This window comes from Pseudonocardia sp. Ae505_Ps2 (assembly GCF_001932425.1).
Lineage (GTDB): Bacteria > Actinomycetota > Actinomycetes > Mycobacteriales > Pseudonocardiaceae > Pseudonocardia.
Genome location: NZ_MCIP01000001.1, coordinates 882,337 through 905,742, shown reverse-complemented (window position 1 = coordinate 905,742; position 23,406 = coordinate 882,337). Strand labels below are relative to the sequence as shown.

Here is a 23,406-nt window from a genome sequence, read left to right as displayed (position 1 = left end):
CCACACGGGACCCGAACCCGTGTGGGACGCACGACCCCCTGTGGGAGCGGGTGACTTCGTCGTCAGGGGGGTGGTGGTGGGGCGAGGGTCAGGTCTACTCGGAGGCCGTTGGTGGGGGGTGAGGTCACGGTCAGGGATCCGCCGGCCTGTTCGGCGGTGCGTCGGGCGATGTCGAGGCCCAGGCCCGTCGAGCCGCCTCCGCTGACCCCGCGCGAGGTGGGGTCGGTGCCCGGTGGCAGGCCGGGACCGTCGTCGTGCACGACGATCCGGGCGCCCCCGCCCGGGCGCGCCGTCAGCTCCACGCCGAAGGCCGTCCCGTCCGGGGTGTGCGCGAACACGTTGCCCAGCAGCGCGTCCACACACGCCTCCAGGTCACCCGGCGCGCAGGCCACGGGCAGCGGGCCGTCGGCCAGGTGCAGGGTCACCGAGCGGTCGGTGTCCTCGGCCAGCACCCGCCAGAACTCCACCCGCTCCCGGACGACGGCCGCCGCGTCCGTGCTGCGGGTCGTGCCGCCGCCGCGTCGCCGGGCCTGCTCGATCGCGCCGGTGACCGCCCGCGCGACGCCGTCGACCCCGGCCGAGATGCGGGCGACGTCGTCCGGGTCGCGCAGGGCCTCGGCGTCCAGGCGCAGCGCGGTGAGTGGGGTGCGGACCCGGTGCGCGAGGTCCGCGACGTTCTCCCGCTCCTCGCGCAGCAGCTCCGAGATCCGCCCGGCCAGCCCGTTCAACGCCCCCGCAACGACGCCGAGCTCGGCCGGGGCACCGGGGTCGGCGCGCGCGGACAGGTCCCCGGCCGCGAGCCGCTCCGACACCCCGGACAGGTCGGTGGCGGCGTCGACGAGGGTGCGGGCCAGCCGGTCCGCGACCAGCAGCCCGCCGGCGAGCAGCACCAGCGAGAGCCCGCCCAGCAGCAGCCAGGAGCGGGTCACACCGCGGGTGAGCTCGGCGTCGGGGACGAACACCCGGATCGCGGCGTTGCCGCCGGCGGCACCGGTCACCGCGAACACCAGCTCGCGCCCGCCGGGCGCCTCGGTCGACGCGCTCGTCCCGAGCAGCCCCAGCCGGACCACCGGGCTGCGCGGTGCCGGCGCGCCGAGGACGGTGCCGTCGGGCAGGAACACCGACACGTCGGAGGCGTCGCGGCCGTCGGCGTTCTGGACGGCGGGGGCCAGCACCGACCGGTCGCCGCCCGCGACGGCCGGGGTCAGCACCTGGGCCTGGACGGTCGCGGCGGACACCGCCGAGCTCTCCGCGACCGAGCGGATCAGCGTCGCGAGCGGGATCGCGAACGCGACCAGCACCAGCAGCACGGTCGCCCCGACGAGGACGAGGATGCGCCGCCGCATCAGGCGGTGCCCGGCCCGGTTCCCGACGGCGCCGACGGCGCGGACAGCCGGACCCCGACGCCGCGCACCGAGTGCAGGTAGCGCGGGGCCTGCGCGGTCTCGCCGAGCTTGCGGCGCAGCCACGACAGGTGCACGTCGACGGTCTTGTCGGCGCCGCCGTAGGGCTGCTGCCACACCTCGGTCATCAGCTCCCGCTTGCCGACGACCTGGTCGGCGCGGGCGGCGAGGTGGTGCAGCAGGTCGAACTCGCGCGGGGTCAGCTCCAGCTCGGCGCCGTCGAGCACCGCGCGCCGCGACCGCGGGTCCACCGACAGCCCGCCGACGACGACCGTCGGGTCGCCGGCCCCGTCGCCGAGCCGGCGCAGCACCGCCCGGATCCGGGCGTCGAGCTGGGCGGCCGCGAACGGCTTGACCAGGTAGTCGTCGGCGCCCGCGTCGAGCACGGAGACGATCTCGGTCTCGTCGTCGCGGGCGGTCGCGACGATCACCGGCACCGTGCTGGCACCGCGAAGCATGCGCAGCATGGTGGTGCCGTCCATGTCGGGCAGGCCGAGGTCGAGCACCACGAGGTCGGGCCGCTTCCCGACGGCGTGCTCCAACCCCGCCATCGCGGTCGGCGCGGAGTCGACGGCGTGCCCCCGCTCGGTCAGCCCGCGGATGAGGGCACCGCGGATGCCGGGGTCGTCCTCGACGATCAGGATCTGGGCCACGGGGGGAGAACCTATCCGCCGTGACCGCGCCCGCGGTGGGTCCCAGCCGTCGCTTGTGTCCCGTTTAGGGATCCGTTAACCGGGGTCCGGGGCATGCTGTGCGCGTGGAACGACCGACCCGCCCCGTCCTGCAGATCGCGCTCTGGACCGCCGCGGCCGCCGGCGCCCTGCTCCTGGGCCTGACGGCCGTCGGGAGCATCGGCAGCGACCTCGCGGGCACCCAGACACAGCCGCTGAGCGCCGAGCAGGTGGACGCCCGGCTGGCCCAGCACTCCGCCACCGCCGCAGCCACCCCCACCGCGCCTGCTGCACCGGCACCCGTACCGGCCCCGACGACGGCGCCGGTGGCGGCCCCGCCCGCGGTGGTGCAGGCCGGGGCCGCGGGGAACGTCCTGGCCCGCTGCGACGGCGCGACCCCGCGGATCGTCTCGGTCAACCCCGCGCAGGGCTGGGAGCGCGAGGACGACAAGGACATCGGCCCGGCCGAGGTCGTCTTCGACGGCGACGACGTACCGGACGTCCGGGTCACCCTGAGCTGCGCCGGCGGGGTTCCGACCGGACGGGTCGCGACCGTCCCCGAGGACTGAGCGGCCCGGGCGAACGCCCTCGGGGGACACCGCGGCGGGACGCGTCGGGCTCAGCCGCCGGCGAACGGCGGGAGCACGTCGAGGGTGGCCGCCCCGCCCACCACGGCGGAGCGGTCGCGCACCGCCACCTCGTCGAGCAGGAAGCTGCAGCGCAGCAGGACCCGCTCCAGCTCCGGGCCGTGCGCGGTGCCGAGCGCGGCGACGGCGTCGGCCACCGTCGCGCCGGCGGGGAGCTCCACGGTCTCCTCGCCGGTCCCCGCGGCGGCCTTGGCCGCGGCGAAGTACCGGACGGTGAGGGTCCTGGTCTCCAGGGACAGAGTCATGGTCATCCTCCGATCGCGCTCATCGGGCGCGCAGGCTGCAGGAATCCGGGGTCGTCGATGCCGTGGCCGGCCTTCTTGCCCCACATCGCGTCGCGCCAGACGTCGGCGATCTCGGCATCGGTCGCGCCGCCGCGGAGCATGGCGCGCAGGTCGGTCTCGCCGGTGGCGAACAGACAGGTGCGGACCTGGCCGTCGGCGGTGAGCCGGGTCCGGTCGCAGGCCCCGCAGAACGGGCGGGTCACCGAGGCGATCACACCGACGGTGGCCGGGCCCCCGGCGGTGCCGATGCTCGTTCCGTCGAGCCTGCTCTCGGTGCCGATGCTCGTTCCGTCCAGCCTGCTCTCGACCACGAACTTCTCGGCGGGTGCCCCGCCGCGGTCCTCGTCGGACGGGGTGAGCACGAAGCGCTCCTCGAGCCGCGCCAGGATCTCGTCGGCGGTGATCATCTCGGTGCGACGCCAGCCGTGCTGGGCGTCCAGCGGCATCTGCTCGATGAACCGCAGCTGGTAGCCGTGGGCCAGCGCGAACTCCAGCAGGTCCGCGGCCTCGTCGTCGTTGACGCCGCGCAGCAGCACCGCGTTGATCTTCACCGGGGCCAGGCCCGCGGCCTGCGCGGCGGCCATCCCGTCGATGACGTCCGACAGCCGGTCGCGCCGGGTGATCTGCGCGAACCGCTCCGGGCGCAGGGTGTCCATCGAGACGTTGAGCCGGTTCACCCCGGCCGCCGCGAGGGCCTCGGCACGACGGGCGAGTCCGATGCCGTTGGTCGTCAGCGAGATGTCCGGACGGGGCTCCAGCGCCGACGCGGCGGCGAAGATGTCCTCCAGGCCCTTGCGCGGCAGCGGCTCGCCGCCGGTGAACCGCAGCTCCTCGACACCGAGGTCCCGCACGGCGAGCGCGATCAGCCGGTTCAGCTCCGCGTCGGTCAGCTGCTCGGAGCGAGGCATCCAGTCCAGGCCCTCGGCGGGCATGCAGTAGGTGCAGCGCAGGTTGCAGCGGTCGGTGAGCGAGATCCGCAGGTCGGTCGCGACCCGTCCGAACCCGTCGACGAGACGGGGGTCGGCCGGGCGGGACGGGTCCCGGGACGTGCCGCCCCGCAGCGACGGCAGGCCGAGCTGGGTGGTCATGGGGCCGAGGCTAGCCGCCGACGGCGACGCTCGCCCAGAGTGGGTTTCCGCAGCTCAGACCGGTATTCCGCACCCGCGGACGTGGCTGCGGCTACGTCGTCGCAGGTGCGGAACTAGTCACCGTGTACCTAGTCGAAGAACTAGTCACATAGTTACGTCCGGTGGGCCTTCAGCTCCTGCCGGGCGACGGAGCGGACGTGCACCTCGTCCGGTCCGTCGGCGAAGCGCAGGGCGCGCGCCCACGCGTAGAAGTAGGCCAGCGGGGTGTCGTCGCTCATCGCCGCGCCGCCGTGCACCTGCATCGCCCGGTCGATCACCGTGCAGGCCATCCGGGGCACCACGACCTTGATCGAGGCGATCTCGGTCGCCGCGCCCTTGGCGCCGTGCGCGTCGATCAGCCAGGCCGTCTTCAGGGTGAGCAGCCGGGCCTGCTCGATCTCCATCCGGGACAGCGCGATCTGCTCGCGCACCACGCCCTGGTCGGCCAGCGGCCCGCCGAAGGCCACCCGGGACCGTGCGCGCTCGGTCATCAGGTGCAGGGCACGCTCGGCCATGCCGATCAGCCGCATGCAGTGGTGGATCCGGCCGGGGCCCAGGCGGGCCTGGGCGATCGCGAAGCCGCCGCCCTCCTCGCCGAGCAGGTTCGACGCGGGCACCCGCACGCCGTCGAACCGCAGCTCGGAGTGCCCGTGCTGGTCCTGGTAGCCGAAGGTCGGCAGGTGCCGCTCGATGGTGAGGCCCGGCGTGTCGCGCGGGACCAGGATCATCGACTGGCGGCGGTGGTTCGACACGGTGTCGTCGTCCGCGGCGGTCTTGCCCATGACGATGAAGATCCGGCAGCGCTCGTCGGCGGCACCGGAGATCCACCACTTGCGGCCGTCGATGACGTAGTCGTCGCCGTCGCGCCGGATCCGGGTCTGGATGTTGGTGGCGTCGGAGGAGGCGACGTCCGGCTCGGTCATCGCGAACGCCGAGCGGATCTCGCCCGCCAGCAGCGGTTCCAGCCACTCCTGCTTCTGCGCGGGGGTGCCGAACAGGTGCAGGGTCTCCATGTTCCCGGTGTCGGGGGCCTGGCAGTTGATGACCTCGGGGGCGATCACCGGAGACCAGCCGGACACCTCGGCCACCGCGGCGTAGTCCACGTTGGACAGGCCCGAGACGTCGGGCAGGAACAGGTTCCACAGGCCCCGCTCGCGGGCCTCGGCCTTCAGCTCCTCCACCACCGGTGGCAGGTCCCACTCCTGCGGCGTGCCGCGCCGCTGCGCACGGAAGGCGTCGTAGGCGGCCTCGGACGGCAGGATGCGCTCGTCGAGGAAGGCGCGCATGCGCCCGGTGTAGTCGGCGGCCACGGCGCTGGGTGCGAAGTCCACGCCGAGGATCAGACCACACGCCGTCGTCGGGTGGCAGGTCGTGCGTCGACGGTCCGCCGTGGCCTCGCCGCAGGCGCGACCCTAGTATCGCGACCGTGCCGCACTTCAGGATCTCCGAGGCCGCCCGACTGCTCGGCGTCAGCGACGACACCGTCCGCCGCTGGGTGGACGCGGGGACGCTGCCGGTGCAGGCCGACGCGTCGAACCGCAAGGTCATCGACGGTGCCGCGCTCGCCGCGTTCGCCCGCGACCACGCGACCGCCCCGCCGGACCCCTCGGTGGTGCAGCGCTCGGCCCGCAACCGGATGGTCGGTCTGGTCACCTCGGTGCTGGCCGACACGGTGATGGCCCAGGTGGAGATGCAGTGCGGGCCGCACCGCGTGGTGTCGCTGATGAGCAGCGAGGCCGTGCGCGAGCTCGGTCTCGAGCCCGGTGCGCTCGCCGTGGCGGTGATCAAGTCGACGAACGTGGTGGTGGAGACGCCGGGCGGACACCTGTGATCCCGGGGGCCGGCACCGCCGCCGCGCCGGCCCCGACCCGGCGACGCGAGGGCGCAGCCGACCGCCACGGCACCGGCGTCGGCCTGCCGGTCTGGATGTGGATCCCGGCCGGCATCGGCTTCGCCGTGATCGCGCTGCCCGTGCTCGGCCTGCTCTGGGAGGCCGACTGGGCCGAGACCCCCCGTCTGCTCACCAGCGAGGCCGCGCTGTCGGCGCTGCGCCTGTCGCTGCTGACCGCGGCGATCTCCACGACGCTGTGCCTGCTGCTCGGCGGGCCGCTCGCGGTGGTCCTGGCCCGCGGCCGGATCAACCGGCTGCCCCGCCTGATGCGCGGGATCCGCTCGGTCGTGCTGCTCCCGCTGGTGCTGCCGCCGGTCGTCGGCGGACTCTCGCTGCTGTTCCTGCTCGGCGCCAACGGCCTGGTCGGGCAGGGTCTGGACACCGCGTTCGGGATCTTCATCCCGTTCTCGACGGCCGCCGTGGTCCTGGCCCAGACCTTCGTCGCGATGCCGTTCCTGATCGTGTCGCTGGAGGGTGCGCTGCGGACCGCGGGGGAGCGCTACGAGGCGACGGCGGCCACCCTCGGCGCGTCGCCGGGGCTGGCGTTCCGCCGGGTCACCGTGCCGCTGGTGCTGCCCGGCCTGGCGTCCGGGCTGGTCCTGGCCTTCGCCCGCTGCATGGGTGAGTTCGGTGCGACGATCGCGTTCGCCGGCAGTCTGGAGGGCACCACCCGGACCCTGCCGCTGCTGGTCTACCTGCAGGGCGAGACCGACGTCGCGGGGGCCGTCGCGCTGTCGCTGCTGCTGGTGGTCGTGTCGCTGGTGGTGATCGTCGTCGGGCGACCGCGGGGTCTGGACGGCCGCGGATGAGCAGCGGCGGCGACACGGTGGAGCCCGGTGTGGACATGAGGGCGCGGCTGGACCGGGACGGGTTCGCCCTGGACCTGGAGCTGTCGGTCGCCGCGGGCGAGGTGCTCGCGGTGCTCGGCCCGAACGGGGCGGGCAAGTCCACGATGCTCGGCATCCTGTCCGGGCTGCTGCGTCCGGACGCCGGGCACCTGCGCGTCGACGGCCGGACGCTGCTCGACACCGCCGACGGGACCTTCGTGCCGCCGCACCGGCGCGGCGTCGGGCTGCTGGCCCAGGAACCGCTGCTGTTCCCGCACCTGTCGGCGCTGGCGAACGTCGCGTTCGGGCCGCGGGCCCAGGGCACGCCCCGTGCCGCGGCCGAGTCCCGGGCCCGTGACCTGCTCGACGCCGTCGGTGTCGGCGGGCTCGCCGCTCGCCGGCCCGCGCAGCTCTCCGGCGGGCAGCAGCAGCGGGTCGCGCTGGCCCGTGCGCTGGCCCCCCGCCCGGGGCTGCTGCTGCTCGACGAGCCGCTCGCCGCTCTCGACGTCGACGCCACCCCCGCCATGCGCACCCTGCTGCGCCGGGTCATCGCCGACGGCAAGCAGACCGCCCTGCTGGTCACCCACGACGCGCTCGACGCGCTCGTGCTCGCCGACCGCGTCGTCGTGCTGGACCGGGGCCGGATCGTCGAGTCCGGTCCCGCCCGGGACGTCCTGGCCCGTCCGCGGAGCGCGTTCTCCGCCCGGATCGCGGGGCTGGACCTGGTGCCGGGCACCGCCGAGGGCTCGGGGGTGCGCACCGCCGACGGGACCGAGATCCAGGGCCGCGCGGTCGAGGTCACCGCGGGCGAGCCCGCGGTCGCGGTGTTCCCGCCGTCGGCGGTGGCGGTGCACGGCAGCAGGCCCGGGGGCAGTCCGCGCAACGTCTTCCCGGTCCGGATCGCCGCGCTGGAGCCGCGCGGGGACACCGTGCGGCTGCGGGCCGCACCGGTCGCCGGGGGGCCGGACTGGGTGGCCGGGCTGGCCGCCGACGTCACCCCGGCCGCCGTCGCCGAACTGGGTGTCGAACCCGGTCACGAGGTGTGGTTCGCGGTGAAGGCGACCGAGGTCGCCGTGCACGGCCGGCACGCCTGAGAGCAGCGACCGATCCGCTGATCGCGCAGCTCGGCGCCCTGCCGGACCCCGGTCGGCAGGCGTGCCCGGCACCCCCGGTGCCGAAACACTCCGTCACCCGGGTGGTCCCATGTGTCACCCGGACCACCATCGTGTCTCTCGCATCAGGCGTCACAGGCGCATACCGTCGCTGTCTGTGAGTCCCCTGCGTCCCCGCGCCGCCCGACTGGTCACTGCCGGTGTCCTGGCGGTCGCGCTCGGTGTTCCTCTCGCACCGACGGCGTCCGCCACCGAGACGGCGGCGTCGGCGCCTGCCGGATACCTGGTGCAGACGGCGACCGACGGACAGACCCGGGCCGCCGCCGAGTCCGTCGGCGTCGAACCCACGGCCACCTTCGACAGCGTGGTGCACGGCTTCGCCGCGGACCTCACCCCCGCCCAGGCGACCGAGCTGCGCGACCGGCCCGGCGTCGTCGGGGTGGAGGAGGACCGCACGATCTCCCCGCTCGACCCGCAGGCCGTCCACCAGGACGCGCCGGTCGTCCCGCTCGCCACTGCCGAGCAGGCGCCGGGCAACTGGGGGCTCGACCGCATCGACCAGCCGAACCTGCCGTTGGACGGGCAGTACCGGCACACCGCGACCGGCGCCGGGGTGGCCGTCTTCGTCCTCGACACCGGTGTCGACGCGAGCCACCCGCAGTTCGGCGGCCGGGCGAAGCTCGAGCTCAACACCATCGACCGGACCGACACCGACTGCGACGGGCACGGCACGGTCGTCGCGGGGATCGCCGCGTCGACGGACTACGGCGTGGCACCGGGCGCGAACGTGCGCGCGGTGAAGGTGCTCGACTGCAACGGCACCGGGACGCTGTCGTCGCTGATCGCCGGTCTGGACTGGGTGTCGAAGAACAAGCGCGGCCCCGCGGTCGCGGTGATGTCGTGGAGCTACGGCGGCTCGCCGATGCTCCAGCAGGCCGTCCAGCGCATGATCGACTCCGGGGTGTTCGCGGCGTCCTCGGCGGGCAACACCGGCGGCGACGACTGCACCGCGCTGCCCCGCGCGATCGACGACGTGCTGGTCGTCGCGAACTCGACGATCGACGACAAGCGCGCCTCGAACTCCTCGACCGGCCGCTGTGTCGCGCTCTACGCGCCGGGCACCCGGATCGTCGCGCCGGTCCCCGGTGGCGGCACCGCCTCCTACAGCGGGACCTCGATGGCCGCGCCGTTCGCGGCCGGTGTCGCGGCGCTCTACAAGCAGGCCCGCGGGGACGCCCCGGCCACCACCGTCAAGAAGTGGATCGTCGACAACGCGGTCCCGGGGAAGATCGACGGCGGCGACACCGGCGGCACCCCGAACCGGCTGCTGCAGACCGGCGGGCTCTAGCTCCGGGCCCCGTCGATCCGGGCCTCGTCGGCCCACTCCCACAGCTCGTACGCGGGCTGGTCGAGCAGGTCGTTCAGCTCGGCCGGGTCGTTCGACGGGGCCGCGACCCACACCGTCCGGTCGGTCCACAGCCACGCGAGGCGAGGTCCGCGGTTTCCGGAGAGGTCGGGCGCGCCGTCCCGCGCCGGACGGCGGTCCAGCAACCCGTCCCAGCCGTCCGGGCCCGCCTCGTCGAGTGCGTCGAGCACGGTCCCGCTGGTCACCGGCTCGCCCCGGTCGGCGACCGACGCCGCGATCCGGTCCGGGTCCACCACCCCGGCCGGCAGCACCGCGGCCGCGACCAGTACGTCCACCACCCGGTCCAGCCGCTCCCGGCCCTCCGCCGACAGCGCGGGCACCACCCGCACCGCGTCCGGCAGCGTCGAGGCCGCCCCACCCGCGCCGGGTACCACGACCTCCGTCGCCGGCACCGCGGGCGCGAACTCGGCCTGTCGCGCGAGCCGCCACGACCGCCGGGCCAGGAACCCGAACACCGTGACGGCCACCGCGGCCGCCACGAACGGGATCGCCCGCCCGGCCTGCACGCCGGCCACGACGAACCAGCCGCCGACCACCACCGCCCCCGCCGCCGAGATCGCTGCGGAGACCCGGTCGACCGTGCCAGGGCGTGCCATGTCCGCAGGATAGGCGCGACCCCCGGTGACCCCGATAGCGTCCGGCGCATGCCCGGCACGCCCCCGCCGACCTCGCGTCCCTCGCTCGTCGCTACCTCGCCCCCGCCACCGCCGAGTGCCCCACGTTCGTCGAGGACACCGAGTGGGAGCCGATCGTCGACGGCGTGGACTACTTCGCCCGGCTGCGGGACCTGTTCGACCGGGCGGGGCCCGGCGACACGGTGCTGGTCACCGGCCTGAACCTCGAACCCGACATGGACCTGCGCGGCCTGGCTCCGGACGAGGAGGGCTACGAAGCGCTCGCCGACCGCTTCGCGCGCCTCGTCGACGCCGGGGTCGACCTGCGCGTGCTGCTCACCGCGGCGGTGTTCTCCGGCTCGGTGCCCGGGGTGGCGATCGGGCCGTTCCGGGCGAACGCGTTCGCCGCGCTGGAGCTGCGCCGCCGCCCGCAGCTGGCCGGACGGGTGCTGCTCGACTGGTCGGGCTCCGGGATCGGCTGCCACCACCAGAAGGTGGTGCTCACCCACGTCGGCGGCGAGCTGACGGCGTTCGTCGGCGGGCTGGATTTGTCCGCCAACCGGTTCGACGCCGAGCCGCACGACCGGCTGTCCATCGGCGAGGAGCGCTGGGGCTGGCACGACGGTGCCGCCGCGCTGCGCGGGCCCGGTGCCGCCCGGGTGTGGGAGGTCTACCGCGGCCGGTGGACCGAGGCCGCCACGCTCCCGCCGCGCCGGTTCATGGTCGGCCCCACCGACTGGGAGCCGATGAACCCCGAGCCGTTCGTCGCCGACCTGCCGCCGTCGCCGCCGGCCCCGCCGTACCCCTCCCCGGGCACCGCGGTGCAGGTCCTGCGCTCGCTGCGGCCGTGGAAGATCGACCACTTCGGGATGCTCTACCGGCGGCACTGGACGGTGCTCCCGCGGCACGGCGTGCAGGAGGTCTTCCACACGCTGTCCGCGGCGATCCGCGGCGCCCGGCGCTACGTCTACCTGGAGGACCAGTACTTCTTCGAGGTCCCGGGCGGGCGACGGGCGTTCCGGCTCTACGGGCTGCTGCGCGACGCCGCCGCCCGCGGGGTGAAGGTCGTGCTCGTCTGCTCGGGACGCAAGGACCCGGTCGACGCCGGGGTGAACAAGTTCCGCCGCCGCGTCACCGGCGACGTCCAGCGCGGCGTGATCGACCAGCTCGCCCCGGGCGACCGCGGCAACGTGATCATGCACCGGATCGAGGACCTCACCGTCCACACCAAGCTCGCGCTGGTCGACGACGTCTTCGCCTCCATCGGGTCGGCCAACTTCTTCTCCCGCTCGATGCGCGGCACCGACACCGAGCTGTCGACGGCGTTCGTCACCTCCGGCCACCAGGTGCGTGACCTGCGGGTACGGCTGTGGGCCGAGCACCTGCGCACCGAGCTGACCGACGAGCTCGCCCCCCGGCTGGCCGACCTGGACCTCGCCCTGGGCATGTGGCGGCCGGAGTGGCTGCCGCCGGACGCGCCGGCCGGGACCTGGCGGGTGCCCGGCTACCCCGCCGGGTTCGCCCCGGCCGAACGGGTACTGGTGCCGGTCGGGCCCTGGCCCGAGCCCTCCCCGCGGCCGCTGCGCCGCGCGGCCCACGGGGCACGGCGCGGGGCGGCGAAGGTCGCCGAGTCCGGGAGGCGCCGCCTGTCCTCGTCGTGACGTCGCGTGATGCCGACGGGTGTTGGCAACCGCGTCGTCCGGGGTGAGGATGTGACGACCAGCACTGAGCCACCCGAGGAGTACGACGTCGTGATCCCCGCCGGAACCCCCGCCGTCCCGTCCTATGCGTCCGGGATCTCGGACACCCCGCTGCTCGGCGACACCATCGGCGACAACCTCGACCGCACGGTCGCCCGGGTCCCGGACAACGACGCGCTCGTCGAGGTGCAGACCGGGCGCCGCTGGACCTACCGCGAGCTGCGGGCCGCCGTCGACGACCTGGCCACCGGCCTGCTCGCGACCGGGCTCACCGTGGGGGACCGGCTCGGGATCTGGTCGCCGAACACCGCGGAGTGGACGCTGACCCAGTTCGCGACGGCCAAGATCGGCGTCGTCCTGGTCAACATCAACCCGTCCTACCGGACCCACGAGCTGGAGTTCGTGCTCAAGCAGGCCGGGATCTCGACGCTGGTGTCAGCGTCGTCGTTCAAGACCTCCGACTACGAGAAGATGATCGCCGAGGTCCGGCCGGACTGCCCCGAGCTGACGCAGGTCGTGATCACCGGATCGCCCGAGTGGGACGCGTTGGCCGCGGGCGACGCCTCCCGCCGCGACGAGCTGGCGCAGGTCCAGGCGTCGCTGACGGCCGACGACCCGATCAACATCCAGTACACGTCCGGGACGACCGGGTTCCCGAAGGGCGCGACGCTGTCGCACCACAACATCCTCAACAACGGCTACTACGTCGGCCGGACCTGCGGCTACACCGAGGCCGACCGGGTCGCCATCCCGGTGCCCTTCTACCACTGCTTCGGCATGGTCATGGGCAACCTCGCCTGCTCCACCAGCGGCGCGACGATGGTCGTCCCGGCGCAGGGCTTCGACCCGAAGGCGACCCTGCACGCCGTGCAGCAGGAGCGCTGCACCTCGCTCTACGGGGTGCCGACGATGTTCATCGCCGAGCTCAACGACCCGGACTTCGGCTCCTACGACCTGTCCACCCTGCGCACCGGGATCATGGCCGGCTCGCCGTGCCCGGTCGAGGTGATGAAGCAGGTCGTCGACCGGATGGGCATGACCGAGGTGACCATCGCCTACGGCATGACCGAGACCAGCCCGGTGTCGACCCAGACCCGCGCCGACGACACCCTCGAACGGCGGGTGTCCACGGTCGGGCGGGTGCACCCGCACCTGGAGGTCAAGGTCGTCGACCCGGAGACGGGCCGGACACTGCCGCGCGGCGAGCCCGGCGAGCTGTGCACCCGCGGCTACTCGGTGATGCTGGGCTACTGGGAGCAGCCGGAGAAGACCGCCGAGGTCATCGACCGCGCCCGCTGGATGCACACCGGCGATCTCGCCGTGATGGACGACGAGGGCTACCTCAACATCACCGGCCGGATCAAGGACATGGTCATCCGCGGCGGGGAGAACGTGTACCCGCGCGAGATCGAGGAGTTCCTCTACACCCACCCCGACGTCGTCGACGCCCAGGTCATCGGGGTCCCCGACGAGCGCTACGGCGAGGAGCTCTGCGCCTGGGTGGTGCTGCGCGACGGTGCGGCGACCATGACCGCCGACACGCTGCGCGAGTTCGCCACGGGGAAGCTGGCGCACTACAAGATCCCGCGCTACGTGCTCGTCGTCGACGAGTTCCCGATGACGGTCACCGGCAAGGTCCGCAAGGTCGAGATGCGCGAGAAGTCGGTGGGGCTGCTGGACCTGGAGGGTGCGGCGAACGTCCGAAACGCCTGACCCCGGACGGGTTCCCAGGCGTACCATCAGGGACGGCGCGTCCGGGGAGCCCGGGCGCGTTTGTCGTGCACGCAGCAACACAGCAAGCAGGAATCGAGGACGACGGTGCCCACCGGCAGGGTGAAGTGGTACGACGCGGAGAAGGGCTTCGGGTTCCTCTCCCAGGACGGCGGTGAGGACGTCTACGTGCGCAAGGCGGCGCTGCCGTCCGGCGTGGAGGCGCTCAAGTCCGGTCAGCGGGTCGAGTTCGGGATGGCCGAGGGCCGCCGCGGTCCGCAGGCGCTGTCCGTGCGCATCGTCGAGAAGCAGGCGTCCGCGGTGGAGAACACCCGCCGCCCGGCCGAGGAGCTGCACGGCCTCATCGAGGACATGATGGGGCTGCTGGAGAACAAGATCCAGCCGGCGCTGCGGCACGGGCGCTACCCCGACCGCAAGACCTGCAAGCTGGCCGCCGAGGCCGTGCGGGCCGTGGCCCGCGACCTGGACGGCTGACCCACCCGCCCCGCCGGGCCGCAGCGGGGCGGGGCGGGGCGGAATGGTCGCGGGGGCGGGCGGTGTTGGGGCGGGTGTGCGCCTGTCGATGTTGGACCGCTCGCGGACGCGGGCCGGGGAGCCCGACGCCGCCGCGGTCCGCGGGACGGTGGCGCGCGCGGTGCGCGCCGAGCAGCTCGGCTACCACCGGTTCTGGGTGGCCGAGCACCACGCCGTGCCCGGGATCGCGTCGGGCAGCCCGCCGGTCCTGATGGCCGCGGTGGGCGCGGCGACGTCGCGGATCCGGGTCGGCTCGGGCGGGATCATGCTGCCCAACCACCAGCCGCTCGTCGTCGCGGAGCAGGTCGCGTTGCTGGAGGCGCTGCACCCCGGGCGGATCGACCTCGGGATCGGGCGCTCGCCCGGGTTCACCGAGCCGGTGCGCCGTGCCCTGCGTGCCGGGGCCGCGGACGACGCCGCGTTCCGCGCCGCCCTCGACGAGCTGCGCGCCTACCTCGACGGCAGCGGCCCGGTCACCGCCCGGCCGCGGCTGGAGCACGCCGTGCCGCTGTTCCTGCTCGCGACCGGGGCGGGCCTGGCCATGGCCGGTGACCTGGGCCTGCCCGTCGTCGTCGGCGGCCCGGTGCTCGACGACCCGGCGACGCTGGCGGACTACCGCGAGCGGGCCGGGGACGCGGCGCACCTCGTGGTGTCCGTCGACGTGCTCGTCGGGGACCCGCAGCTGGCGCTGTCCGAGGCGTGGGCGCACGCCGCGGCCCGCACCACCGGCGAGTTCCCGCCGCTGGAACCGCCGGACCCGCGGCGGGTGACGACCCGGCGCCAGCGGGAGACCGTGGACCGGGCGCTGGCCCGCTCCGTCGTCGGCGACGAGGACACGGTCGCCGAGCGCCTCGACGACCTGGTGACCCGCACCGGCGCCGACGAGCTGTTGGTGTTCTCCTCGACCCACGACCGCGACGCGCAGGCCGACTCCGACGCCGCGTTGGCCCGGCTGCTCGGCGCGGGCCGCTGAGACCCGGATCGGTGCCGCTGGGACCGGTGTCCGTGCCCGCTCAGCCCTGCTCGCCGACCAGGACCCAGGTCGCGCGGACCGGGAACTGGATGTCGGTGCTCTCCGGGTCGATCGACGGCGGCGCCCCGAACACCTGCACCTGCGCGGTGACGAGCCGGTCGCCCGGCTCGGGCAGGGACAGCGTGAAGTCGGTGCGGGTGCCCGGCGCGGCGATCGCGCTGCGCTGCTGGACCGGGGTCGGGTCGGTGCCGCGGGTGAACGCGTAGGCGACCTGCCAGGGCGCGGAGGAGACCTCCTCGGGCACCGTGATGCGGACCTCCGTCCCGGGCGGGACCGGCGCGGTCACCCGGGCGTTCGGGGCGTCCTGGCAGTTCTGCAGGCTGGTGTCGCAGAACTGGGTGGGTGCGGCGACCAGCGCGGTGCCGCCGACGTCGAACGTGACGGTCGGGGCCGCGCCACCGCACCCGGCGAGGACGAGGGTGGCCGCGGCCAGGGTCCCGGCCAGCACACCGGCGGACCGGCGGGGGCGCGGTCGGGGGCGGGTGATCACGCCGACCAGCGTACGGACCGGGGCCCGGCGGGCGGGCCGGCCCTCAGCGGGCGACGGCGGCCGGGCGCGGACCCAGCCCCGGCACCAGCGAGGTGCCGCGGCGCACCAGGGCGGCCTGCAGCGCGAACACCGCCACCACCCCGGTCACGATCACGAACCCGGTGCGGAACGTGTCGTGCGGGGCGAGCACCCCGATCGCGCCGCCCAGCACCCAGGCCAGCTGCAACACGGTCTCCGACCGCCCGAACGCCGACGCCCGCGCGTGCTCGGGCAGGTCGCGCTGCACCACCGCGTCGAGGCAGACCTTCGCCAGCGCGCTCGCCGTGGACGCGACCAGCGCCGCGACCACCGCCGTCGGCACGCCCGGCAGCAGCGCCACCGTCGCCGCGGCCAGTACCGCCGCCGCGGCCGCGGCCAGCACCACCGGCTCGACCCGGGAGAAGCGGCTGCGCGCGCCCACCGCGTTGCCGACGAACAGCCCGACGCCGGCGGCCGCACCGACCATCCCGATCACCATCAGCTGGCCGGCGGGGTCGCCGTCGGGTGACCGTTCGGCCCCGGCCTTCACCACGAAGGCGACGAACAGCGTGAGGAACCCGGTCAGCACCCGCACCGTGCTCGTGCCCCACAGCGCGACGAGCACCGCCCGGGTGGCGGGGACGCGGGAGCGGCGCGAGCCCGGGCGGGCGGCGGGCACCGCGGCTGTCACCTCGCCCGCGGTCGACTCGACCCACCGGGGGATCCGCAGGCAGAGCACCGCGCCGGCGACCCCGAGCAGCGCCGTCCACCACAGCGGCCCGGCCCCGCCCGCGACCAGCGCAGCCCCGCCGGCGACGGCCCCGGCGACCCCGCCCGCGGCCATCCCGAACGTGGTGAGCCGGGAGTTCGTCGTCGCCAGGGTGATCGTCGAGGGCAGCACCCGCGGGGTCACGGCCGCCTTGAGCACCAGGAACGACTTGGACAGCACCATGATCCCCAGCGCGGCCGGGTAGAGCAGCCAGTCGTCGAGGTGGAACACCAGCACCACGGCGAGCACCGCGCGCCCGGCGCAGGACACCGCCATCGCGATCCGCCTGCCCCGCTGCAACCGGTCCAGCGCGGGACCGATCACCGGCGCCACCAGCGCGAACGGTGCGACGGTGATCGCCAGGTAGAGCGCGACGTTCGCGGTGGACTCCGCCGTCGCCGCCGCGAAGAACAGCGTGTTCGCCAGCGCGACGGCGACCGCGGCGTCGAGCGCGTAGGTCAGCATCGTGGCGTAGGTGAGCGCGGTCAGCCCGGACCGGTCGGCGCCGTCGGCGGTCGCGGCGCGCCGGAACAGCGCGACCGCGCGCCCGCCCAGCTCGCGGGTGCGGTGCACGGCGACCCGGGTGACCGTCGGCCTGCGGGGGACGGAGGCCGGGCCGGGGCGGGGCAGCTCGTCGGTGGCGGCACCGGCGGGGCGCCCGCGGCGCAGCGCCGGGTCCGAGGCGATCGGGGTCGTGGCCGGAGCCCTGACCGGGGTGGTGCGCGGATCCCGGCCACGTCTCGACGCGGCCGCCCGGCGGCGGCTGCGGAACGGGTTCGGTGCCACCCGGTCATTGTGCAGGCGGGCACCGACGGTTCAGGCGATCCCGGCGGGTGGTGTCACCCGGCCGGCGCAGCGTGCGTCAGGCCGGGGGCACCGGGAGCCGCACCCGGAACGTCGTCGGCCACAGCTTGCCGGTGAGCAGGTACTCGTCGCCGTCGACGTGGGCGATGCCGTTGAGCACGTCGGCCCCGGCCCGCTGCCCGGCCGGCAGCAGCCCGGTCGCGTCGACGACGGCGTCGACGACCCCGGTCGCCGGGTCGATCCGCACGATGTCGTCGGTCTGCCAGACGTTGGCCCACACCCGGTCCCCGACGCACTCCAGCTCGTTGAGCCGGGTCACCGGGACGCCGTCCAGGGTGACGGCCACCGAGCCGGTCGGCGCCAGGTCGGCCGGATCGTGGAAGAACAGGCGGTCACCGCCGTCCGAGCGCACCACCCGGTCGCCGAGCAGGCACAGCCCCCAGCCCTCGCCGTCGACGGGCACCTCGCGCAGCGGCCGCAGCGTCGCGCGGTCCCACTCGACCGCCACCCCGTCCTGCCAGGTCAGCTGCCAGATCCGATCCCCGACGACGGTGATGCCCTCCCCGAAGTAGGCCGGCGGCAGCGGGCTGGCCGCCCGCACCGCACCCGTCGCCGGGTCCAGCGCGCGCAGCTGCGAGCGCCCCACCCGGCCGGTCCCCTCGTAGAGCGTGCCGTCGCGCAGCTCCAGGCCCTGGGTGAACGCCTGCGGGTCGTGCGGGATCTCGGCCAGGACCTGCGGGCGGACCACCGGTACCGGGCCCGGGGCGGGCAGCCCGGGCGCCGGGGCGGCGGCGCCGCATGCCACCAGGGCCAGCACGAGGGCCGGCAGGAGGGTGAGCAGGCCCGTCACGGACGGGCGGCGGAGCAGCGCGCGGGCGGGCACCCGCCCAGGATGCCCGGGCGCGGGTGGCACACTGGTGAGGTGAGCACTGGTGAGGTGGGTGTCGAGGTCGGCGACTGCGGTGACGAGCGGGCGGAGACGCCGCAGCCCAGGGTGACTCCCGCGCCGTCGCACCTGTTCGACGCGGTGGACGAGGCGCGGGCCGCGGCCGTCGAGGAGGCGGCCGACGAGCTGGGGGCCGACGCGGCCGTGGCCGCCGTCGGCGCGCACCTGGGCACGACCGTCGAGGACGACGGCTCGGTCACCCACTCCTTCGCCGCGCACCTGCCCGGCTACCGCGGCTGGCGCTGGGCGGTCACCGTCGCCGCCGCGGCCGACGACGGGCCGGTGACGGTCTCGGAGTCGGTGCTGCTGCCCGGCTCGACCGCGCTCGTCGCCCCCGACTGGGTGCCGTGGGACCAGCGCGTGCGTCCCGGCGACCTCAAGCCCGGTGACCTGCTGCCCACCCCGGCCGACGACCCGCGCCTGGTGCCGGGCTACGTCGACTCCGGGGACCCGGCCGTCGACGCGCTCGCCCGCGAGGTCGGGCTCGGCCGCGAACGGGTGCTGTCCTACGAGGGCCGCATCGCCGCCGCCGAACGCTGGCAGGACGGGGAGCGCGGCCCGGGCGCCGACCTCGCCCGGTCCGCGCCCGCGTCCTGCGGGACCTGCGGGTTCCTGGTGCCGCTCGCCGGGTCGCTGCACGGCGTGTTCGGGGTCTGCGCGAACGGCTCCTCCCCGGCCGACGCCCAGGTCGTCGCCGTCGAGTTCGGCTGTGGCGCGCACTCCTCGGTCACCGAGCCGTCCGGCTCCCCGGTCCACGTCTCGGCGCTGGTCTACGACGACGGCGTCGACCTCGAGCCGGTCGGGTCCTGAGCTCCACCGTCGTCGCGGGCGGCACCGACCCGTTCGGCACGGCGGCGCTGCGGGACGGGGTCCTGACGGCCTGGTCGTCGTCGCCGACCCGGTTCCGGGAGGACGTCAACGCCGAGGACGACCTGCGCCGCGGTGGCTACGCCGACACCTGGGTCGCCGAGCTGCTCCAGAACGCCGCCGACGCCGCGCTCGCCGCGGACCTGCCCGGCCGGGTCCGGGCGGTCGTGGTGGACGGTGAGCTGCGCGTCGCCAACACCGGGGCCCCGCTCGACGCCGCCGGGGTCGCCGCGCTCGCCGCGCTGCGGGCCTCGGCCAAGCGGGACACCGCCGGCACCACCGGCCGCTTCGGCGTCGGGTTCGCCGCGGTCCTCGCCGTCTGCACCGCGCCGCGCCTGGTGACCGCCGCGGGCGGCGTCGCGTTCTCCGCCGCCCGGACCGCGGTCGAGGTGGCCGCACTGGGCGGTGAGGCGGCCGCCGAGCTGGCCCGCGACGCCCGGGTGCCGGTGCTGCGGCTGGCCTGGCCCGCGCCGGAGGAGGAGCCGCCGCCGCCCGGGTTCGCCACCGAGGTCCGGCTGCGTCCGGTACCCGGCATCGACCCGCGCGACCTGCTCGACGAACTCGCCCGCACCGCCGGTGACCTGCTGCTGGCGCTCCCGGGGCTGGAGTCGGTGACCGCGGGCCCGGTGACCGTCGCCCGCACCGACCTCGGCGACGGCCGGGTGCGGGTCGGGGACACCGGGTACCTGCTGGTCACCGGGGACGCGGGCGTCCGCTGGGCGCTGCGACTGCGCGGCGACCGGCCCGCCCCGTACGGACCCGACGACGGCGAGGTCCTGCACGCCCCCACCCGCAGCGCCGAGCAGCTGTCGCTGCCCGCCCGGCTGATCGCGCCGTTCCCGCTCGACCCGGACCGCCGCCGGATCCGTGCCGACGACCCGGCCGTCGACGTGCTGGTCGACGCCGCGGCGGCCGCCTACGCCGACCTCGTCCGGCGGGTCGACCCCGCCGAGCGCGCCGGGCTGGTGCCGGAGCCGGGCTTCCCGCGCTCGCCGCTCGACGGCCGACTCCGCGACGCCCTCCTCACCACCCTCACCCACACCCCGTGGCTCCCCGCCGCCGCATCCCCCACCGGCACCGCACCGGGGGTGGGGGAGGACGACGCGGGACTGTTCGCGCCGAGTCGGGCGGAGTGGCTCGACGTCCCGGGCGACGGCGTGGCGGAGCTGCTCGCCGCGTGCGACCCGGCGTTCTCCCGGCTCGTCGCGTCCGGGGTCGTCCCGCCCGCCGCGCTCGGCGTGGACCGGATCGGCGCGGCCGCGCTGGCCGAGCGGCTGACCGGCGTCGAAGCGGCTCCCGGCTGGTGGCGGGAGCTGTACGCGGCCCTCGCCCCGGCCGTCGACACCGTCCCGGGGCTGGCGGCCGAGCTGGGCGCGCTGCCCGTCCCGCTCGTCGACGGTCGTCTGGTGCCCGGGCCCGCCTCGGTGCTGCTCCCCGACGGCGACGCCCCGGCCGCCGTGACGGCGCTCCCCGAGCTGCGGATCGCCCACCCCGACGCCGTCCACCCGCTGCTGCGCCGTCTCGGTGCCGCCGACGCCGACCGCGACACCCTGCTCGACGCCCCAGCCCTGCACGCGGCCGTCGAGCGGTCCGTCGACGACGCCGAGGCCGGCCTGGACACCACCGCGGCGGCCCGTGCCGTCCTCGCTCTGCTCGACACCCCCGCCGCCGCGCCGGACCCCCGGTTCGGGTCCCTGGCGCTCACCGACGACGACGGCCGCCCCGCCCGCGCCGACGAGCTCGTCCTGCCCGACGCCGCCGTCCGGGACCTGCTCGACCCGGACGCCCCGGTCGGCGTGCTGGGGCCGGAGTGGGCCGACGTGTCCCGCGACGCCCTGGTCGCCGCGGGCGTGCTGGACCGGTTCACGGTCGTCCCGTTCGACCCCGACGTACTGCACGACGGCGAGCACTACCCCGACGACGGTGACACCCCGCCCGCCGTGCGCGACCTCGACCTCGTCGCCGACGACCGCTGGCCCGCGGCGCTGGCCCTGCTCGCCGCCGACCGCGACACCCGGGCTGCGCTGCTCACCGGCTACACCGCCTGGTGGCTGTCGCGCCACGTCCGCCTCGACGGCCGGCTCCCCAGCACGTGGCGGCTGCGCTCGGCGACCGGCCTGGCCGGGCTCTACGACGAGGTCGCGGCCCTGCCCGGCGTCGACGACGCGGTGCTCACCGCGGTCGGGGTCCGGGACCGGGTCGTCGTCGACGGGCCGGACGAGGTCGTCGAACTGCTCGACCGGCTGGCCGACCCGGCCCGCACGGTGAGCGGGGAGGTCGCCGCGGCCGCCTACGCCGCGCTCGCCGCGGCCGTCGCCGACGGGCGGGTGGACCTCGACGACGTCGACCCGCCGGACCGGGTCCGCACGGTGACCGGGCAGGTCGCGCCGACCGACCGCGCCGTCGTCCTCGACGCGCCCTGGGTGCTGCCCGCGCTGGACGCGGTGCCCGCGGTCCCCGGCGGGCCCGATCCGGCCGCGCTCGCGGAGCTGCTCGACGTGCCGCTGGCCTCGGACCGGGTCGCCGGGACGGCCCGCGGCACCGGCACCTCCGGCCCGTGGACGGCCGACCCCGAGGTCGCCGCGGCGCTGGCCGCGCTGGGGGAACCCGCGCCCCCGGGGCGGCTGCACCGGCACGAGGAGCTGGTCGTCGACCTCCACGACGGCGGGACGGTGACCGTCCCGGCGTGGCCCGGCCGCGGCGACGACTGGCACGCCGCCGACCCGCTGCGGGCGCTGGTGGCTGCGCTGGCGCTCCGGCGCCGTGTCAGGATGCTCGGGTGAGTGAACGACTGCCCCGACGTGTCGCGGTGCTGTCGGTGCACACCTCCCCGACCGAGCAGCCCGGCACCGGCGACGCCGGCGGGATGAACGTCTACGTCGCACAGACGGCGATCCGGATGGCCCGCCGCGGCGTCGAGGCGGAGATCTTCACCCGCGCCACGTCGTCGGAGCAGCCGTCGACGGTCGAGCTGGAGCCGGGCGCGACGGTCCGGTTCGTCGCCGCGGGCCCCTTCGAGGGGCTCGGCAAGGACGACCTGCCGAGCCAGCTGTGCGCGTTCACCGCCGGGGTGCTGCGGGCAGAGGCCCGCCACGACCCGGGCTGGTACGACGTCGTGCACTCCCACTACTGGCTGTCCGGCCAGGTCGGGTGGCTGGCCCGGGACCGCTGGGGGGTGCCGCTGGTGCACTCCGCGCACACCCTGGCCAAGGTCAAGAACGCCGCGCTCGCCGCCGGGGACACCCCCGAGCCGCGGGTCCGGGTGATCGGCGAGGACCAGGTCGTCGCGGAGGCGGACCGGCTGGTGGCGAACACCGAGATCGAGTCCAAGCAGCTGCTCGACCTCTACGACGCCGACCCCCACCGCACCGTCACCATCCCGCCGGGGGTGGACACCGACCGTTTCCGGCCCGGCGACCGGGCCGCGGCCCGCGCCGAGCTGGGACTCCCGGCCGGGGCCGTGGTGCTGGCGTTCGTCGGGCGCATCCAGCGCCTGAAGGCCCCCGACGTGCTGTTGCGCGCCGCCGCCGAGCTGGTCGCGCGGGTACCGGGGCTGCGTGAACGCCTCGTCGTGCTCGTCGCGGGCGGGCCGTCGGGGTCCGGGCTGGCCGAGCCGACCTCGCTGCACGAGCTGGCCGCCGAGCTGGGGATCACCGATCTGGTCCGGTTCCTGCCGCCGCGGGCCGGCGACGAGCTGGTGACGGTCTACCGGGCGGCCGACGTCGTCGCCGTCCCGAGCCACAACGAGTCGTTCGGGCTGGTCGCGCTGGAGGCCCAGGCCTGCGGGACGCCGGTGGTGGCGACCCGGGTGGGCGGGCTGCCGGTCGCCGTCGCCGAGGGCCGGTCCGGGCTGCTCGTCACCGGGCACGACATCTCCGACTGGGCCGACGCGCTGGGCGAGCTCGCGCTCGACCCGGGCCGTCGCGAGCAGATGGGGCGGACCGCGGCGACGCACGCGCACCGCTTCTCCTGGGACCGGACGACCGACGCCCTGCTGGGCGCCTACGACGAGGCCCGCACCGAGTTCGCGGCGCGGCGACGGGGGGACGCATGAGCGAGCTGGAGCAGCGGATCGGGGCCGCGCTCGCCGACTCCGGGGCCGAGTACGTCCACCGTGGACCAGGGCAGTGGCTGGTCACCCTCCCCGGCGAGGCCCGGCTCCAGACCCAGACCTGGCTGATCCTGCGCGAACAGACCCTCGCGGTGCAGGCGTTCGTGTGCCGCAGGCCCGACGAGAACCACGAGGGCGTCTACCGGTTCATGCTGCTGCGCAACGCCAAGCTCTACGGCGTGCACTACTGCCTGGACCGGGTCGGGGACATCCACCTCGTCGGGCGGCTGGCGCGGCACGCCGTCACCGCGGACGAGCTCGACCGCGTCCTCGGATCGGTGCTGGAGGCCGCCGACGGCGACTTCAACACCTTCCTGGAGCTGGGCTTCGCCTCCTCCATCCGCCGCGAGTACGCCTGGCGTACCGAACACGGCGAGTCCACGGCGAACCTCACGGCGTTCGAGCACCTGTTCGACGACTGA

The 23,406-nt window shown here is 75.6% G+C and carries 22 protein-coding genes; 13 read left to right on the top strand and 9 right to left on the bottom strand.

Going from position 1 to position 23,406, the window contains the following annotated elements:
- Positions 1–62: 62 nt before the first annotated feature.
- Both Ae505Ps2_RS04150 and Ae505Ps2_RS04145 read right to left on the bottom strand, forming a co-directional pair.
- Positions 63–1,346, bottom strand: a complete 1,284-nt coding sequence (locus Ae505Ps2_RS04150) for a HAMP domain-containing sensor histidine kinase (protein ID WP_075333930.1) — start codon at positions 1,344–1,346, stop codon at positions 63–65.
- Positions 1,346–2,056 carry a response regulator transcription factor gene (locus Ae505Ps2_RS04145; RefSeq protein WP_020627636.1) on the bottom strand — a complete coding sequence of 237 codons (711 nt, stop codon included), beginning with the start codon at positions 2,054–2,056 and terminating at the stop codon, positions 1,346–1,348. Before Ae505Ps2_RS04145 ends, Ae505Ps2_RS04150 begins: the two co-directional genes overlap by 1 nt.
- A gap of 104 nt (positions 2,057–2,160) precedes the next feature.
- Between Ae505Ps2_RS04145 and Ae505Ps2_RS04140 the strand changes: the two genes are divergently transcribed.
- Entirely contained in the window at positions 2,161–2,643 is a 483-nt protein-coding gene (locus Ae505Ps2_RS04140; RefSeq protein WP_075309920.1) for a hypothetical protein, read from the top strand.
- Between the two features lie 50 nt (positions 2,644–2,693).
- Here the strand turns inward: Ae505Ps2_RS04140 and Ae505Ps2_RS04135 are convergent, their stop codons facing one another.
- The 3 genes from Ae505Ps2_RS04135 to Ae505Ps2_RS04125 form a co-directional block, all read right to left on the bottom strand.
- Positions 2,694–2,966, bottom strand: coding sequence for a MoaD/ThiS family protein (locus Ae505Ps2_RS04135; RefSeq protein ID WP_043281880.1), 273 nt, complete (start codon positions 2,964–2,966; stop codon positions 2,694–2,696).
- Positions 2,967–2,968: 2 nt separating this feature from the next.
- Positions 2,969–4,093 (bottom strand): GTP 3',8-cyclase MoaA, encoded by a 1,125-nt coding sequence (gene moaA / locus Ae505Ps2_RS04130; protein WP_075553420.1) that lies wholly within the window; start codon positions 4,091–4,093, stop codon positions 2,969–2,971.
- A 152-nt stretch (positions 4,094–4,245) separates the two neighbouring features.
- The gene (locus tag Ae505Ps2_RS04125; RefSeq protein ID WP_075309922.1) at positions 4,246–5,463 is read right to left on the bottom strand and encodes an acyl-CoA dehydrogenase family protein; all 1,218 of its coding nucleotides are present in this window, start codon (positions 5,461–5,463) and stop codon (positions 4,246–4,248) included.
- 95 nt (positions 5,464–5,558) lie between these two features.
- On the opposite strand from Ae505Ps2_RS04125, the gene Ae505Ps2_RS04120 reads away from it, so the two are divergent.
- The 4 genes from Ae505Ps2_RS04120 (at position 5,559) to Ae505Ps2_RS04105 (ending at position 9,310) form a co-directional block, all read left to right on the top strand.
- Complete coding sequence (locus Ae505Ps2_RS04120) at positions 5,559–5,963, top strand: helix-turn-helix transcriptional regulator (RefSeq protein ID WP_020627631.1); 405 nt, start codon at positions 5,559–5,561, stop codon at positions 5,961–5,963.
- 95 nt (positions 5,964–6,058) lie between these two features.
- A complete protein-coding gene (locus tag Ae505Ps2_RS04115) occupies positions 6,059–6,832 on the top strand; it encodes an ABC transporter permease (RefSeq protein WP_075312735.1) in 774 nt (257 codons plus the stop codon).
- Between the two features lie 35 nt (positions 6,833–6,867).
- Positions 6,868–7,944, top strand: a complete 1,077-nt coding sequence (locus tag Ae505Ps2_RS04110; RefSeq protein WP_170917101.1) for an ATP-binding cassette domain-containing protein — start codon at positions 6,868–6,870, stop codon at positions 7,942–7,944.
- Between the two features lie 175 nt (positions 7,945–8,119).
- Positions 8,120–9,310, top strand: coding sequence for a S8 family peptidase (locus Ae505Ps2_RS04105; RefSeq protein WP_084786195.1), 1,191 nt, complete (start codon positions 8,120–8,122; stop codon positions 9,308–9,310).
- Here the strand turns inward: Ae505Ps2_RS04105 and Ae505Ps2_RS04100 are convergent.
- A complete protein-coding gene (locus Ae505Ps2_RS04100) occupies positions 9,307–9,984 on the bottom strand; it encodes a hypothetical protein (protein ID WP_075309924.1) in 678 nt (225 codons plus the stop codon). The genes Ae505Ps2_RS04105 and Ae505Ps2_RS04100 overlap by 4 nt on opposite strands.
- A gap of 164 nt (positions 9,985–10,148) precedes the next feature.
- Between Ae505Ps2_RS04100 and Ae505Ps2_RS04095 the strand changes: the two genes are divergently transcribed.
- The 4 genes from Ae505Ps2_RS04095 to Ae505Ps2_RS04080 all read left to right on the top strand — a co-directional run bounded on the left by Ae505Ps2_RS04095 (position 10,149) and on the right by Ae505Ps2_RS04080 (position 14,919).
- Positions 10,149–11,663, top strand: coding sequence for a phospholipase D-like domain-containing protein (locus tag Ae505Ps2_RS04095; RefSeq protein WP_249265214.1), 1,515 nt, complete (start codon positions 10,149–10,151; stop codon positions 11,661–11,663).
- A 90-nt stretch (positions 11,664–11,753) separates the two neighbouring features.
- Positions 11,754–13,415 carry an AMP-binding protein gene (locus Ae505Ps2_RS04090; RefSeq protein ID WP_233147805.1) on the top strand — a complete coding sequence of 554 codons (1,662 nt, stop codon included), beginning with the start codon at positions 11,754–11,756 and terminating at the stop codon, positions 13,413–13,415.
- A gap of 105 nt (positions 13,416–13,520) precedes the next feature.
- Positions 13,521–13,907: a cold-shock protein gene (locus Ae505Ps2_RS04085; RefSeq protein ID WP_043281879.1), complete on the top strand. Its 387-nt coding sequence runs from the start codon at positions 13,521–13,523 to the stop codon at positions 13,905–13,907.
- 88 nt (positions 13,908–13,995) lie between these two features.
- Positions 13,996–14,919 carry an MsnO8 family LLM class oxidoreductase gene (locus Ae505Ps2_RS04080; protein WP_233147672.1) on the top strand — a complete coding sequence of 308 codons (924 nt, stop codon included), beginning with the start codon at positions 13,996–13,998 and terminating at the stop codon, positions 14,917–14,919.
- 40 nt (positions 14,920–14,959) lie between these two features.
- On the opposite strand, the gene Ae505Ps2_RS04075 is transcribed toward Ae505Ps2_RS04080, so the two are convergent.
- From Ae505Ps2_RS04075 to Ae505Ps2_RS04065, 3 genes are all read right to left on the bottom strand, one after another.
- Positions 14,960–15,469 carry a DUF2771 family protein gene (locus Ae505Ps2_RS04075; RefSeq protein WP_075309930.1) on the bottom strand — a complete coding sequence of 170 codons (510 nt, stop codon included), beginning with the start codon at positions 15,467–15,469 and terminating at the stop codon, positions 14,960–14,962.
- Between the two features lie 43 nt (positions 15,470–15,512).
- The gene (locus tag Ae505Ps2_RS04070) at positions 15,513–17,042 is read right to left on the bottom strand and encodes an MFS transporter (RefSeq protein WP_075309932.1); all 1,530 of its coding nucleotides are present in this window, start codon (positions 17,040–17,042) and stop codon (positions 15,513–15,515) included.
- Between the two features lie 76 nt (positions 17,043–17,118).
- The gene (locus tag Ae505Ps2_RS04065; protein WP_233147671.1) at positions 17,119–17,943 is read right to left on the bottom strand and encodes a glutaminyl-peptide cyclotransferase; all 825 of its coding nucleotides are present in this window, start codon (positions 17,941–17,943) and stop codon (positions 17,119–17,121) included.
- A 39-nt stretch (positions 17,944–17,982) separates the two neighbouring features.
- Between Ae505Ps2_RS04065 and Ae505Ps2_RS04060 the strand changes: the two genes are divergently transcribed.
- From Ae505Ps2_RS04060 to Ae505Ps2_RS04045, 4 genes are all read left to right on the top strand, one after another.
- Positions 17,983–18,816 carry a DUF3027 domain-containing protein gene (locus tag Ae505Ps2_RS04060; RefSeq protein ID WP_349289818.1) on the top strand — a complete coding sequence of 278 codons (834 nt, stop codon included), beginning with the start codon at positions 17,983–17,985 and terminating at the stop codon, positions 18,814–18,816.
- Between the two features lie 227 nt (positions 18,817–19,043).
- Complete coding sequence (locus Ae505Ps2_RS04055) at positions 19,044–21,656, top strand: hypothetical protein (RefSeq protein ID WP_170917010.1); 2,613 nt, start codon at positions 19,044–19,046, stop codon at positions 21,654–21,656.
- Entirely contained in the window at positions 21,653–22,927 is a 1,275-nt protein-coding gene (gene mshA / locus Ae505Ps2_RS04050; RefSeq protein ID WP_075309936.1) for a D-inositol-3-phosphate glycosyltransferase, read from the top strand. Before Ae505Ps2_RS04055 ends, mshA begins: the two co-directional genes overlap by 4 nt.
- Positions 22,924–23,406 carry a YbjN domain-containing protein gene (locus Ae505Ps2_RS04045; RefSeq protein ID WP_020625459.1) on the top strand — a complete coding sequence of 161 codons (483 nt, stop codon included), beginning with the start codon at positions 22,924–22,926 and terminating at the stop codon, positions 23,404–23,406. Before mshA ends, Ae505Ps2_RS04045 begins: the two co-directional genes overlap by 4 nt.